This is a genomic window from Ralstonia sp. Ralssp110 (genome assembly GCF_047325135.1).
Classification (GTDB): Bacteria; Pseudomonadota; Gammaproteobacteria; order Burkholderiales; family Burkholderiaceae; genus Ralstonia; species Ralstonia mojiangensis.
Genome location: NZ_CP168610.1, coordinates 2951362 through 2965868, shown reverse-complemented (window position 1 = coordinate 2965868; position 14507 = coordinate 2951362). Strand labels below are relative to the sequence as shown.

Genomic DNA, 14507 nt, shown 5'->3' with positions numbered 1-14507 from the left:
AATCGACGTCACCCTCCAAAACCGGAATCGATCCATCCCTGTCCCCTCAGGCCGATGGCAGCGAGGGGCAGACATACGAGTACGCGCAGCGCGCACACGGATAGCTGCTATTGGTCGGCGAGAAGTCGCCCTTCCTAAGGCCTGCAGTACGTGTGGATACGATGGATGTGTCATAGACCTTGACAGGCGCAACCTCTCGCGATGTTTTGCGGGTCATGTCGTAGAGGTTGGCTTTGACGACGCGCGCGGGTCCCGTGGTCAGCGACATCATCTGACGCAGAATGTTGTCCTGGCGAGTTCTGTACCATCCGGCGGCCGGATAGAAGTCGACGCAGTGCAAGCGCACGCCGCCAACATCGCCGACTGCAAGTCCCCAAGGTAGCCTGACGGTAACGCCGCCAATGTCAGCGGTTACTTCAATGAACTGTCCTTGGACCCCGGCCAGATATGTGGCACCGCTATGTGCGACTGCCCATGCTTGTTCCCAGAGCTGCGGGTCTGCACTCGGCTCCGGAAGACGAGATATCGTCCAGCTCTGTTGGAAACTTTGGGCAAGGAGGTCATAGCGGCCAGTCTGGGCGAGTTCCTTGAGCATTCGCTTCACCAGCCCGCGAGCTTGAAGGGACGGGTTGGGGGCGAGTTCTTGTCCCATCTCTAGACCGAATCGGTAGAGGAATTGGCGCGGGCATCTATCGTATGCCAAGAACTCGTCGTTACTGACGCTCGTACGTGGTGCGAACGTCGTGCTGGTCTTGATAGCCACCTTTACGGCTGTGGACGCAGCCCCATTGCGTTTAAGCAGTACGCCTCGGGAGACTGCTGTTTCAAGTGCGGTGACGTTCTCGAAGGGGTACTCATCGCCGTCTTCGAAGATTGTCAGGACATCCTTCGCGCGCGAAACTGCCACATAGAGCATGTTGTGCGCTTCCACATTGGACTCTTCATTGTGCTGCTTTGACGTGCTGCCGATAGCTTCGGGCGGTAGCAATGGATTCGAGTCGCTCGCGCCGGCGAAGTGCTTTCCGTTGACGGCCACAAGCTGCACCGCCCGAAATTCGAGCCCTTTGCTAGCGTGAAGTGTCATGACGCGCACGCCTTCAAGCCCGTTCGTCTCGGGCGGGAGTTCCCTATCAATGTAGACGTCTCGAATCTGCTGACGCAACCTGAGCCGATTGAGAAGGCGGAACAGTGTTGGACGCCGCTTGTCTCCGTCACCGACCCGCGACATGTAGGCAAACTGCCACTGCGCGAGCCGGCGAAGATGGCCGTCAATGCTGTCGTCGGTGAGGTCTGCCAGGAGGAATCGACGCTCGAGAAGGAGCTCACAGAAGAAATCCCAAGGACTTGTAGACCAAGATAGGCCTCGCAACTTGTGGGCTAGATCCTGTCGGCTCGCCTGACCGCTCGCGGATAAGGGAAGCGTGCCTGCCTTTAGCCAACCTGCTCGTTGAAGAGACGTGTCCTGAGAAACAGCTTCGAGAGTTGCCCTAACATCTGCACTTGTCATTCTTGGCGTCGCGAAGTCCCCGACTCGAAGCAGTGCGCGCGGGCTCTTTTCCACAATGGTTTGTATGACAGCAAGGATGTCTTTGACTTCCAGGCGCTCCATGAGCTCGCCAACATACAGAACTGGGATGCCTGAAGACTTCAACTCTGCTGCAGCGGCTGCCACCGACGCCCCTTTTCGAGCGATGACGACTTGTTCACGCAAGGCGATGCCGTCGTCGAGCGCTTTTCGTACAGCTGTGGCTAGTTCACTCCACATTGACGGTCGATGATTGGTGCACACAAGCACAGGCTTGCATCCGCTCTTCCCTCGATCGCACTTGGGCAACGGTAGTGGCAGAGACCGTTCAAGTGGGTGGTGCTGGCCTACCGCGACCGTCACGTCAATGACTTCCTGAACGCTTCGGCGATTTACTACGAGATCGTAGCGCTTGGCGGACTGGAAGCGACTGTTGAAATTCAGTAGGGCGTCAAGCGATGCTCCTCGCCAGTGATAGATGGCTTGCCGCACATCACCCACAACCCAGAGTTTCGCGTTGACCGTCAGCTCGGATGTCAACGCCAGCATGGCGGAGGTCAGGTCTTGGAACTCATCGATGAGAATGTGTTGGTACCGGTCAGCCACCTCGGAGAATTGAGCCCGATCCTTTGCGATTGCCAGGGCCGGCGCAGCGACCAGGTCAACGAAATCCACCATGCCGGCCTTCTGCCGAGCCTCCTCATAGGCTTTCGCGACGGCGGCAACGTCGCGAAACTGCGAGCGTTGCTCGTCATCGTCAGCAGTCGCCAACGCCGCGGTGAGGTAGTCTTCAATGGAGACCAGTTCTTCTTTGACCCTTAGCACGGCTTCGATAACCGGAGGAAGCCAATCGTAGGGATCGTCGGTACGTTTGAAGTACTCCAGATCGGTTCCGGCTAGTGCCCTAGCCGTCATGGTGAGCTGAGTGATCTTGTCCGCGACTGCGACGTCCTGTGCGATGCCGAAGTGTTGGTAGTACTTTCTCAGAAACTCCAGCCCGAAGGCGTGGAACGTGCCCGCCCAGATTTCTGACGCACCTTTGACTCCGGCACGCTGAAGCCTGTCAACAAGCTCAGCGGCAGCCTTGTTGGTAAACGTTAAGACGAGAATCCTGCGCGGGTCGACTTGGTCATGCTCGATGAGTCTTTTGACGCGATGAATAAGCGTGGTGGTCTTCCCCGTACCGGGGCCGGCGACGACATGGACGTGCTTTTCCGGGGCATCAATCGCAGCCTGCTGATCGGGACTGGGCTGCGGTAGGGGGCCTGGAGGGGAGGGAACAGAAGGGGGCAGGAGCACTGCATCGAGAACCTGCTGCCTAGCGACCTCAAGCGGTATATCCAGCGCCTTTGCAATGGCTCTAGGCCCGCTTCCCGCATGGAACATCGCTCTCGCCAGGTGTCGCGGAAGCAGCAGTTCTCGGCCGAACACATTCTTTTGGAGCTCGTCGCGTTCGCGCGCTCCGTAGGCTTCGATGTATGCCGCGGCCGGGGAAGTTGGAGCAAACTCTTCCGCGCTGCGGTGGACAGTGTCCTCGTCAATCTCAGGGTCGAGTCGGAAGTGCCCTAGCTCGTGTCCAATCAAGTAGGCTTTTTGAGCCCAACTCTCGTCGTTTCGGCAGTAGATCCAACCCTCTGAGCGGCGAAGAGTGGCTTTGCCACCCTTCAAGACTCCGCTGGTAGGTGCAACCTCTTTGATACCGAGAGGCAGATATTCCTCGACCTTCGAGAGCAATTCTGCCGAGGGGACCGGCAAATCCGCACGAGCGCCGAGCAGCTCTTGGCGCAACTTTAGGGCTTCTTCACGCGCACGCAGGAACGGGTTCACGTCAGTCCAACTCCTTTTCCAGATGCAGCAGGCGTGCAGCTTCATGTCCGGAAATGCCAGCCGCCTTCACAGCATCCTCCCAGCTTACTGGTTTGCGACTCTTACTAGGCTTGCCATCTGCCTTGAAAGATTGCGCTGGTTGGTTCTGGAAGTTCAAGGAGAAGACTTCAGCCATGGAGGCTATCCTTACGTGAAGCTGCGCAGCCAAGCGTTTGAGCAGCACGTAGGGAGCCGAAGTTTCACCGCTGACCACTTGATTGAATAGGTCAACGTGTTCACCAAGTCCAATCTGACGGGCATACGTGCGCGCCGCCGGGCCTTTGCATCGCTTCAGTGCGATCTTTACAGCTTCGATTGGCGCGGTGTTGCGCTCCACAGCGTCCAACATCGCGCTACGCGTCGCGTTGAACAATTCCGTCTCGAACGGAAGCTCCAGGCCTGCATCTTCAGTGTCGATGGACTGCATCAGAGCCGCATTAGCAATTTGAGTGGCGTGCTCGGGGTGCGCGAGCGTCAGTGCTTTCCATTGCTTGGGTGTGGGGTGTGGGTTAGCCGCCAGAAATGCCTCAAGTAGCGTAGAGGCTTCGTAGCTGGCTGAGTGCTTGTTATTCATGCCAGTCTCCAGTTCGCAGCGCCGCAAGCGCCGATTTCACATATTTCTGGACGGAGCTCTCGCTGAGTCCCATCACTTCGGCAGCTTGCTTATGGGTCATCTCTTGCATCACGCAGAGCACCAAAGCCGTTCGTTGTTTATCCGGAAGTTGAAGAGCAGCGGTGCGACATCGCGCAAAAAGCTGCTTTTGGGCAGTAGCCTCTTCCGGAGTCAATCCGATATCGTCAACGACCTGCTCGGTGAGGGAGAGGTGGTTGCCGTCTTCGTCGTCTTCGGGTTTTAGTCCGTCGACTGAGGGCATCTTATTCTTGAGGCGCCCCTGAGATATGAACCAATCCATGAGCCGCTTATCGGCAAATGTTCTGAACGAGACCTCGGCGAAGCTGATTTCCGCTTTGCTCTGGAAGAGCCTCACGCGGACTTCGGCAACTGCCTCCAGGGCGGACTCGCTACTGCGAGTCATCACGCCGTACCACTGGAGGTTGCGATTCACAAAGTGCCTCAATTCGATGATCAGCCGGTCGTTGAGAGCGAGTGCGACTGCGTTGCGAACTCGAGCGCTCCCTCCGTAATGGCTGCGCGCTAGCGTGACCAAAACTTCTGACGGAATGAACCCCGCCTGGTCGTACCGCTTTATGGCCAAGCGTGCAATCAAGTCGTCGACCTCTGTTCTGAAAATCTCCGCTAGGCATGCCTCGTGCTCTGGCCGACGGTTATAGCTGATCAACAATTGCGCATCGTCATCGTCTTCTAGATGCGCATCGTCGTCGTCTTCCACAGCGGTTCCTGAAACCATAGTGCCCTCTTTGATGCGAGGCCTTGGTAGACGAGGCTCTCGTTCCCCCTCAATCGATACATCCCAGTCAAACCTGAATTGTCGACTATTTTAGTCGGTTATCGAGGTGCTGGATGCATCCTGTCGCAGGGTGGACAGCAGCCTTAGCACCACGTTCTGGGGGCGCTCATATACGGCAGAGCCTTGCACGACAAGCGTTCCTCGGCAGTGAGTGCATTGACCTGCCCCCGGTTTTAGTACGAAGCGCACGTAGAGTCCGAGGTTAAAAACTCTTTCTGCTCATGCCCCTGCGCGAACTGCGCCGAGGTCAGGTGGCCGAACGGGCTGCTGCGGCAATATGGTCGATGCAGGATTTGGAACATAGTAGAAAACCCAATCGGAATACTTCTTGAGCCGATTGAAATTCTCGAACGGTGCGCTGAAATTCGCCTGCCGAATCGGCTCGAGCTCCGAGCGACTGTGCAATCCCGCCACCCCCCCTTCTGGAGACATGAGCAACGCCCAGTCGTTGCGTTGCGTGATGGGGTCAGGGTAGAGCGAGCGCAGGTAGCGTCGCGGTTGCGGATAGCGCGGATCGCGCAGCAGTGCTTCCAGCGTCGGTGGGAAACGAGGTTGGCCAGGAGGCGTGGCATCCACGTACAGCTGCAATGCTTTACGATACTGGGCGCCCACATACAGTAACTGGTCCTCGGCGTCGCGACGGTCGGCGAGTGCCCCAATCCTGAGTGCTGACATACCCACCAGACCTAGTATGGCGACGAAGATCAATAGCGCCAGCAACGCAAAGCCACGCTGGCCATGCCGGTTGCTTGGCGTCATAGCGAACTGAACGGTGTACCGTCCCGGGTCGTGCCTTGCGCACTGCTATGCAAATCGTAAAGTTTACCTAGGTCGGGGTCGCTGGGCGCAATAACAGTCCAAGTTGCGTTGCTGTCAGTGATCGGATCGACGGGCAACGCATGGAGGTATCGCCTAGTCACCAACTCCTGCAAGTCCTCGGGATAGCGCCCGGTGTCACGGAAGTACTGATCGATGGTCTGACGCGTGATGCGCAGGTTCTCCTTCAGGACGGTTTCCTTGGAGGCGTCGACGCTACGGAAATAGCGAGGCAATGCCAGCGAAAGCAGCAAGGCTACGATGCTAAGCACCACCAACAGTTCGATCAGCGTGAACCCTTTCGGCCGGTATCTCACGCGTTGGCACAGGATGGACTGGATCAGCACGGGTTCACCAGCGATTGTAGGGAATACCGTTCAAGCCCACCGTCGACGAGCGTGAGTAGACATCGAAGACATCACGCCCTTCGGCGGGCGCATCGGGCTCGCTGTCGTAGCTGCGTTTGCCCCAGGTCTGTGCGTCGCTCAGTGTCGAATCGTGGACCATCGGATCTCTTGGAATGCGGCGCATGAAATAGATCTTGTGCTTCTCAGGATCGCGCGCGTCCTCGACCCCATCGACCAGCATTTCGAGCGTCGCTGGATAGCCGCTGTCACCGACAGAACGCACCATGCGTCCGGAGTCGTGGGCTTGCTTGTAGGCATCGATGCCACTGCGGATTTCACGAAGCGCTAGTCTGAGGTCCTTTTCTCGCGTCCGCTGAACTTCTAATTGTGCGACGGGCAGCACGAGTACGGCCAGCACAGCAAGAATGGCTAGGCTGACAAGAAGTTCGATCAGGGTGAAGCCGGCTGGCCGACGATGAGATCGGGGCATCTGATTGGTTCGTCCAAACCACGTTGCTTTCGTTATCCGGCTACTGCGATCCGGCTGTGATCGCCAGCGTCTGAACTGACGTTGGCAACGGTACGGCAGAGCCGTCGGATCCCGTGGCGGAAATCGATAGCACCTTCAATTGGGTGGACCCTGTGGCCTTTAACGGCATGAAGGTCAGCGACACCAGTGGGCTTTGCCCGGTTGCGCCAGCAGAGGCGCTGGCAGTCCGTGTATCGCTGATGAATATCTGACCGGTGGAAGCATCCACCCGTTGCGAGAACGAGGTTTGAGTTCCATCCGCATTGAGCGCTGTGCCCTCGGCGACGTTTACTAACTGCATGACGGAGGGATCATAGCCCAGCATCAATGTCGCGCTGCGCACGGGCTGCTGGGTGCTGAGAATCAGTTGCTGCTGGACGCTAGTTCCCGTTGCAGCTTGGGCGGCGCCCGACCACGTCAGGTTTGCGGAAGCGGCCGTCCCGCCACCGGCCGCACCAGTGGCGGTGCTTGGCGTGTTATTTCCCCCATTTACCATTGCGCCTGAGCTATCGAGCGAGTTGCCTGTAGTGTCCATACTCCGCTTGGAACCAGACGGGTTGGGCGCGGGGCTAGGCGCTGCACTCGTGGGCGAAACGGGGCCGCTTGCGCTAGAAACGGGTACTACCGAGTTGCCTACGGGAAGCTCGGACACGCCCCGCAGGCTGGACTCGGTACCTGAGGCGAAATCGACCAAGCGGGCTTCGGGCCTCAGCGGATTGCGGATCAGATGAGGCGTAATAGACAGCACAATCTCGGTACGCTTTTTTGTGTCGGCGTGATCCGAAAACACGCGCCCCAGCACCGGAATGTCGCCCAGCCCTGGAATCTTCGTGACAGTGCGGGTGTCCTCATCGTTGATCAGGCCGGCCAGGATCTGAGTTTCGCCATCCTTCAAGCGCAGCACAGTAGACGCGGAGCGTGTGCCAATCTGATAGGCCACCGTTCCACTGGTGGTGGTGATCTGGTTGGCAATATTGCTGACTTCCAGTGCCACCTTAATGGAGACTTCGTTGTCGATGGTGATGGTGGGTGTGACTTCCAACTTCAACCCAACGTCCAGATATTGAACGCTCTGTGACACGAAGCCTGTGGAGGTGGCCGTGGACGTGATATTCGGTACCTTGTTACCGATCAAAATCTTGGCTGCCTCTAGGTTCTTCACCCGAATCTTGGGGTTGGCCAACAGTTTCACGTCCGTATCCGTGCCTGTCAGATTGATCGACAAAGGCGAAATCGTGGCGCCTACGGTGCTTCTGGTCGGGTGAAGCAGATCCTGCAGTGTGAGCGTGCCCCCTGAGACTGATGGCAATGGCGTCAAAGACAGCTTGGGCGGGTAGGTCACCCCGATCTCATCGAGTCGGTCCTTGTTGACCTCCAGCACGGACACTTCCAGCATCGTTTCGGGGGTCGGCAGATCTTGAAGTGCTACGACTTTCTCGGCCATCTCGATAACATCGGGCGTATCACGCATCATGATCATGTTTTGCCCCTTGTCCACGACGAGGTTCTGCACCTTCAAGATGCTCTTCAACGTGGTCGCCATCTGCTCGGCGCTGACATTGGTCAGATAGAACGTGTGGACGCTGAGTGCCTGATAGTCCTTTTGTTTGGCCGGCAAGTTCGGATAGATCAAGATGGCGCTGGCGTTGATGACTCTTTGTTCGAGTTGATTGGTCGTCAACACGACCTCGATCGCGCTCTTCACCGTGACGTCTTTGAGAAACACAGAGGTCTTTTGATCGGCCTTGATGTCTTTGTCCAGCACGAAGTTGATGCCCGAGGTAGCAGAGAGTACGTCGAATACCTGTCTGAGCAGGGCATCCTTGAACTGAATCGAGATCTTGCGCTGCAACGCCTCAGTAGGAGCGAGCTGCGACGCGGGAGGGGCCGATTTCTCCAAGATCGACCTAATCAATGCACGCGCAGCAGGGTTATTGGGGTCTTCGGCCAGAATCGCTCTCGCCTTGGCCATTGCTCCAGCGTTGTCTTTCGCATCGAAAGCGAATTGCGCGTCCAGTTGCATCTTGGCGTACCGTGCGTCGCGATCGATACGGTCTAGTGCGAGAACGGCCCTGGCATTGTTTGGGTCAATCGCCAGCACGCGGCGCAGCAGCTGAGCGCGCTCTCCGGAGCTCGCGCCCGCCGGCAGTCTCTGCTCCTGAGCCATCAAATCGTTGACGGCACGCTCGCGCAACGTCATATACGTCATCTGCAACTCTGTGTTGCTGGGATCCTTGACCAGCGCCACGCGCAACTGCGCAAGACTCTCCTCGAGCTTGCCTTGTTCGAACGCCGATCGAGCCTCCCGAAGGACGGGGGATTGGGCGCAGGCAGCGAGCACGACCGCGCACGCAGTCCACAGCGTCAAACGAAGTGCGCTGCGCCAGCGGTTAAGGGGCGTTGAAATTAAGCGCGCACTAGAACTCGTCGCACAAGGCAGCGTCTTGGGCATGGGCCGACAGTCGGCCCCACTGCCAAAATTTCTGTTGTTCATTCGATCTGCAGTGTTTGCCGCTCGTGCAGCGGTAGATATTCGAAGGTCATGATCGGTGGCGTGATCGACAGCACCTTGTATTGGCCGTCGATACTGTCTTTCTCCCCCACCACCAGCGTGGTATCCCCATTGGCTAGAAATACCTGCCATGTCTGACCAGATTGTTCTTTACCGAGGTATGTGAAGGGCAGCGCAGGAGCTGTTGGCGCGACAGGTTCTGCCGGTGCACCGGCGGACTGTGCGGGAGGGGCCCAACTATGCGCGACGAACAGGCTGCGCGATTCGTCGCGCTGCATATGTCCGATTAACTGCTCACGGGGGGCAAGTTCCAGCACCATTTCGGGAGAGTTCGGCAACGTTTCCGGCGTTAAGGGCCGTGGTTCCACCGCAGCGCGAGGTCCGCTGGCGATCCCTCCGCGGGTCCCTTCGACGACTGTTGGAGGCTTGTCTTGGTTACCCCAGACCGCCAAGCAAACGGCCGCCAGAAAAGCCGCTCCCATTGCAATGTGTCGGGGCTTCAAGGCGCCTCCGCCGTTGCATGTTGGACGTCTGCTAGAGACGGTTGACTCGTTGCGATGGAGTCGGAGGATGTCGTCACTGGAGTCGTCGAGGGCCCATTGCGCAGGTACAGCGTCAGGTGCAGCTTCGCCTCTACCGCATCGGCTGCGACTGAACTGCGTTTGAACTGAACCGAGTCCAGCGAAGCAAAAGGCAGATGTTGCAGCGTGGTTTCGCAGAACGTACGCAGACTGCTATAGGTGCCGGTCAATGGGAGTGCGACGCCTTCCAGCGTCATCCCTGCCTTGGGCGCTGTTGCATGATCGTAGTTTGCTTCTGCTACTGTGAGCCCCGCATCCTTGGCGTAGGTTAGTAGCGAGCTGAGGTTCTGTTCGAACGAATGCTCGTCACCCAGCATCTTGAAAAAGGCTTGAGCCCGCTGGGTGGCAAGCTCGGCGCGACTCAACGCATGCCCCGGGACACTTGACGTGTTACGCTGCGCCAGGCTTCCCTGGATGGCCTGGATCGTCTCGCTGTTCCGCTTTTCCAGCCAAGGCTGTGCGATCCAGCGCAAAGTGGCGGCGCAGACCAGCAGTGCGACGCCGACCCAGATCAGCCAATTCTGCCGGTGCAACGTCAAACGCAGCCTCAAGGCGAGGTTGCTTGGTACGCGCACTCTCATGCTGCTCCCTTGTGCGATTCGCTCGCCGCGGGTGCTTGTAGTCGCTCGGGATACCGCCAGTTCAAGGTCAGCGTGAAGCGCACTGGGTGATAGGGATCCTTGGCGTCCACTTGGTGCTTGTTGAGGGACACCGACTGGACTTCGGGGCGCGACTTAAGGCGCTGGACGTACTCGATCATGTCGTCGACCGTCGCTGCCTCGGCGCTGAGTTTCAGCACTGAACGATCGGCATCGGGCTCCAGTGAAAGCAATGCAACCGTCTGTGGTGTGGCCAGCTCCAGCATGTCGAAGAGATCCCGCCATGGCACGTTAAGGCGCCGCACGGCGCGGTTAACGGTACTGACCTGCTCGGGTGTCAAACTCTTGATGGACTGTTCTTGTTGATGTGCCAAGACCTGCGTGCGCTCACTTACCCGTATCAGGCGCTCGCCGAGCGACTGATACTGTTGGACTAAGTGCACCACGTGGGGCAGCGCGAGGCCACAACCCAGCATCCCTGCAATGATCAGCATCAGCGCCGTACTGGTGGGTGCAAAGCGCGATCTTGTGCTGGCCGCAAAGTCGATATGCAGTCGCTTCACGCTTGTGGCTCCCCAGCTGGCAGGTACGGCGTTTCGGGCGTCGCCTGCTGTTGCAGCGGCTCACGAGTGGGCGCCGGCATCAGATGTTGGATGGCGCAGCCGTCGACGCTCTGCCCGTGCCAGTGGCGCATCGACTCCCCGGCCACATATAGGGTGGTTGGCAAGGCCAGACCCCATTGCAGGCTTGTACGCCGGATCACGGTTCGAAGGCCATCAATGTTTTCCCATCCCGATGAAGTGAGCTGGGAAACTGCTGCGGGTCGCCCCCCGGATGTGGCCACAAGCATGGCGTGCTGCGCGCTGACATCAGCGACCCACGCTTGCTGCTGACGCATACGTGAAGCACACTCGTTCCAGGTTTGCACGAAGTGCGAGGACACGCTATCGAGACGGCTGCGTCGCAGGGATGCGACAGCTGCAAGCGTTCGCATCAGGGATTTCGGCAGCGCGCAGACCAGAAACGGATTACGGGCGTGCCAGTCGCCCATGCACGCCCAGTCTTCAGCCGGGTCGCCAAACAGTGACTCACAGCGCAAAGCGCTCACCAATTGCAGCTCCCGCAGACCCGCAACGCGTTCTGGGGGGCGGAGCATAAAGAATCGCGCCAGTTCGTTATCGACCAGCACTGACCAGCGAGCACGCCGCGGCAAGCGCAGTTGGCAGAACTGCGTGAGCGTTGTCGAGAACTCTGGCTCGCACGCGATTCCAGGGTGTTCCCCGGTGGCCTGTTGTTGCCATTCGCGTTCGCGTGCCCCGCGCTTGCTCAGGACAAGCGTTCGTTCGGCGATCTGCAGGCGATAGCGGTCAGGACTGAAGAGTGACACGCTTGACCTCCTCCAGTGTCGTGATGCCTGCGCATGCGAGTTTGAGGGCAGCATCACGCAGGCTTCGGGTGCCGTGCTTAGCGGCCACTTCCTTCAGGTGGCGTACCGGCGCCTTGTTCACGATCAGCTCGCGTAGTTCGTCGTTGAGCGACAGAATTTCCGCGATCGCGGTGCGCCCCTTATAGCCGGTTCCACGGCAATCACCGCAGCCCGTGCCGGCGCGTAGGCGGTAAGCTTGCACATCCTCAGCCCGCAGACCCAGGCGCGAGAGCATTGTGGGATCGGCGTCCGTGTCTCGGGTGCAATGCGGACAGTTGTTGCGGATCAGGCGTTGCGCCCAGATGCCGTTGAGTGCAGAAACGAAGGCATAGGGATCGATACCCATATGCGTGAAACGACCAAACACATCGAACACGTTGTTGGCATGCACGGTCGTAAGCACGAGGTGACCAGTCAGCGCAGATTGCACCGCGATCTCGGCCGTCTCCCGGTCGCGAATTTCTCCCACCATGATCTTGTCGGGGTCGTGCCGCAAGATCGAGCGCAGGCCTCGCGCGAAGGTCAATCCCTTTTTGTCATTGACAGGGATCTGCAAGATTCCCGGCAGTTGGTACTCGACGGGATCCTCGATGGTGATGATCTTGTCGCGGCCGTTGTTGATTTCTGTGAGCGCTGCATACAGCGTTGTGGTCTTGCCAGAGCCAGTCGGCCCAGTCACCAACAGCATGCCGTAGGGTTCATCGCTGAGTCGGCGCAAGGTGACCAGGGATGCGTCATCGAAACCTAAGGCCTCCAGCGACAATGCGCCATAGGACTCGATCATGGCGCGCTTGTCCAAGATGCGAATCACCGCGTCCTCGCCATGAATGCTTGGCATTACCGAAACCCGCAGGTCAATGTCCCGGCCATTGGACTGGACCTGGAAACTCCCGTCCTGCGGCACCCGTCGCTCGGAGATGTCAAGTTCCGCCAGCACTTTCAGGCGCGAGATCACCTGTGCCGCCAAGTCGCGCCCGGTGATCGAGCGGGCATGGTCGAGCACGCCATCGACGCGGTACTTGATGGTGAGCCCCGATGCGGTGCTTTCCAGGTGTATGTCGGAGGCCGTCGCCCGCAGCGCGTCATATAGGGTCGAGTTGACCAGTTTGACCGCGGGGCTGGCGGCCACACTGACTGACGCAAAGGACAGTACTTCTGTCGCGCGAGATCCGCGAGCTTCTTCGTCTGCGTCGGCGACAACACTGTCGACGGCACGCACCGACTGTTCTTGCTTGGCGAGGTAGGCTTGGATATCGGATCGCAGCGCCAAGCGAAAATCCACCGTGGCGGCTGCACGGGCGGCAAGCCAACTCTGCAGCTCCATATCGAAAGGATCTGCAACAACGGCGAGGATTTGATCCGACGTCTGCAACAAGACCGCATGCCGGCGCATCGCCTCCACAAGCGGCAGCCGATCGAACCTCGGCTGACTTTGGTCCATCTGCTGGGTGTCGACCACCGGCCAGCCGAGCACTTCTGCCAGCCAAGCTGCGAGGGTGCGCAAGCGCCCATCGTAGAGAACTTCCAATTCCTGCATGGGCGATAGGCCCAAGGAATTGGCACGTTCACACACCGCGTGTAAGTCATCAACGCTCAGGACAGCGTCTTTGACCTTGTCATCCGTGCCCGGTGACGCACGTGAGGACAATTGACTCGTGTCTGTCATTGCAGGGAAGTCGCTAGGTCGAAGATCGGCAGGTACAGCAGCACAACGATGACGCCGACGACTACGCCGATAAGCAGCATCATGATTGGCTCGAAGGCTCGGGTGAACCGGTCGATAAAGCGGGAGATATCGTTGTCGTAGAAGTTGGAGGCCTGAATCAGCATGGCCCCCAACTTGCCAGAGCGCTCTCCTACCCGCAGCATCCGGAACGAAATCGACGTCGTCAGGCCGTTGTCATGGAAGGTGTCTGCAAAGGGTGCCCCTGCTTCGATGGCGTGGCGTGCACGTTGCAATCTATCCAACACGTGGCGCGAGACGACACCCTCGCTCATGCGTAAGCCCGCCACTGCCGGGATACCGCTTTCCAGCAGCATCCCCAGCGTCAGGTACAACCGGGACATTTCATACAGCTGCACGCGCGGTCCCACCGCCGGCAGCCGCAACACCCCCCGGGACAGAGCTCCACTCTTGTGCAGGCGTGCCGCCGCAACAACCGTTGCGGCAAGGGTGCCCACCATTGCAATCACTGTCGACAGGGTGTGTTCGGCTACAAACTGGCCTGTGCCCAGCAACCAAGCTGACATCAGCGGCAATTCGCGCCCCGAATCCTTGTAAATAGAAGCAAATCGGGGGATGACGTAGCCGCCGAGAAAAATGGTAACCAAGCCCCCCACAACCATGAGGATGGCCGGATAGATCGACGCGCTGACGATCTTGCTGCGTACCACGTCCACGCGCTGCTGATACTCAACATAACGCGCCAGCGCTGCGGGCAGTGCGCCGGTGGTCTCCGCCGCTTGCATCAGGCCTACATACAGGGGAGGAAATGCCTCTGGCATCGCCGTAAGGGCCGCGGAAAAGCGTTGACCTTCGCGGATAAGGGCGATGAGTCTTTGCAGGACGCTTCGCGCTTCAGGTGCAGCCTCTTTCTCGATCAGGCCCTCAAGTGCCTCCATCAGCGTCAAACCGGCAAGCAGCAGAGCGTGCAGTTCCTGACTGAATAACAGCAGCGAAAAGCGCTTACGCCGCCAACCTGTGGCGGCCCGCGCCACTCGCGAACTGCGGATGCCCAGCGCCTGCAGTCCTTGGTCTCGTATCTGACGTAGGGCGTCCGCTTCGCTCCGCGCCTCGACGCTTAGCAGCTGGATCGCATTCGAACGAGATAGGACGCGTACTTCGAACTTCACGCGAGTCTCCTCCGGCTACCAAT

General features: G+C 58.8%; 13 protein-coding genes. All 13 read right to left on the bottom strand.

All coding sequences use genetic code 11. The features are described 5' to 3' along the window. Positions 1–46 precede the first annotated feature (46 nt). The 13 genes from ACEN9T_RS22780 to ACEN9T_RS22720 all read right to left on the bottom strand — a co-directional run bounded on the left by ACEN9T_RS22780 (position 47) and on the right by ACEN9T_RS22720 (position 14484). On the bottom strand, positions 47–3397 hold the full coding sequence (locus ACEN9T_RS22780) for a UvrD-helicase domain-containing protein (protein ID WP_413707135.1): 3351 nt from the start codon (positions 3395–3397) through the stop codon (positions 47–49). Next, positions 3354–3965: a hypothetical protein gene (locus tag ACEN9T_RS22775; protein WP_413707134.1), complete on the bottom strand. Its 612-nt coding sequence runs from the start codon at positions 3963–3965 to the stop codon at positions 3354–3356. Before ACEN9T_RS22775 ends, ACEN9T_RS22780 begins: the two co-directional genes overlap by 44 nt. Further along, complete coding sequence (locus tag ACEN9T_RS22770; protein WP_413707133.1) at positions 3958–4743, bottom strand: RNA polymerase sigma factor; 786 nt, start codon at positions 4741–4743, stop codon at positions 3958–3960. The genes ACEN9T_RS22775 and ACEN9T_RS22770 overlap by 8 nt, the downstream gene beginning before the upstream one ends. 297 nt (positions 4744–5040) lie before the next feature. Beyond that, the gene (locus tag ACEN9T_RS22765; protein ID WP_413707132.1) at positions 5041–5580 is read right to left on the bottom strand and encodes a type II secretion system protein; all 540 of its coding nucleotides are present in this window, start codon (positions 5578–5580) and stop codon (positions 5041–5043) included. Continuing rightward, a complete protein-coding gene (locus ACEN9T_RS22760) occupies positions 5577–5978 on the bottom strand; it encodes a type II secretion system protein (RefSeq protein WP_045202566.1) in 402 nt (133 codons plus the stop codon). The genes ACEN9T_RS22765 and ACEN9T_RS22760 overlap by 4 nt, the downstream gene beginning before the upstream one ends. A 10-nt stretch (positions 5979–5988) precedes the next feature. Further along, entirely contained in the window at positions 5989–6474 is a 486-nt protein-coding gene (locus ACEN9T_RS22755) for a type II secretion system protein (protein WP_413707131.1), read from the bottom strand. Between the two features lie 40 nt (positions 6475–6514). Then, positions 6515–8965 carry a secretin N-terminal domain-containing protein gene (locus tag ACEN9T_RS22750; RefSeq protein WP_413707130.1) on the bottom strand — a complete coding sequence of 817 codons (2451 nt, stop codon included), beginning with the start codon at positions 8963–8965 and terminating at the stop codon, positions 6515–6517. 38 nt (positions 8966–9003) lie between these two features. Continuing rightward, positions 9004–9528, bottom strand: a complete 525-nt coding sequence (locus ACEN9T_RS22745) for a hypothetical protein (RefSeq protein ID WP_045202542.1) — start codon at positions 9526–9528, stop codon at positions 9004–9006. Continuing rightward, positions 9525–10187, bottom strand: a complete 663-nt coding sequence (locus tag ACEN9T_RS22740) for a hypothetical protein (RefSeq protein WP_413707129.1) — start codon at positions 10185–10187, stop codon at positions 9525–9527. The genes ACEN9T_RS22745 and ACEN9T_RS22740 overlap by 4 nt, the downstream gene beginning before the upstream one ends. Beyond that, positions 10184–10768 (bottom strand): PilN domain-containing protein, encoded by a 585-nt coding sequence (locus ACEN9T_RS22735; protein ID WP_413707128.1) that lies wholly within the window; start codon positions 10766–10768, stop codon positions 10184–10186. The genes ACEN9T_RS22740 and ACEN9T_RS22735 overlap by 4 nt, the downstream gene beginning before the upstream one ends. Then, positions 10765–11592 (bottom strand): hypothetical protein, encoded by an 828-nt coding sequence (locus ACEN9T_RS22730; protein WP_413707127.1) that lies wholly within the window; start codon positions 11590–11592, stop codon positions 10765–10767. The genes ACEN9T_RS22735 and ACEN9T_RS22730 overlap by 4 nt, the downstream gene beginning before the upstream one ends. Continuing rightward, entirely contained in the window at positions 11573–13168 is a 1596-nt protein-coding gene (locus ACEN9T_RS22725) for a GspE/PulE family protein (RefSeq protein ID WP_413707126.1), read from the bottom strand. The genes ACEN9T_RS22730 and ACEN9T_RS22725 overlap by 20 nt, the downstream gene beginning before the upstream one ends. Positions 13169–13293: 125 nt before the next feature. Next, on the bottom strand, positions 13294–14484 hold the full coding sequence (locus tag ACEN9T_RS22720) for a type II secretion system F family protein (protein ID WP_413707125.1): 1191 nt from the start codon (positions 14482–14484) through the stop codon (positions 13294–13296). Positions 14485–14507: the final 23 nt, after the last annotated feature.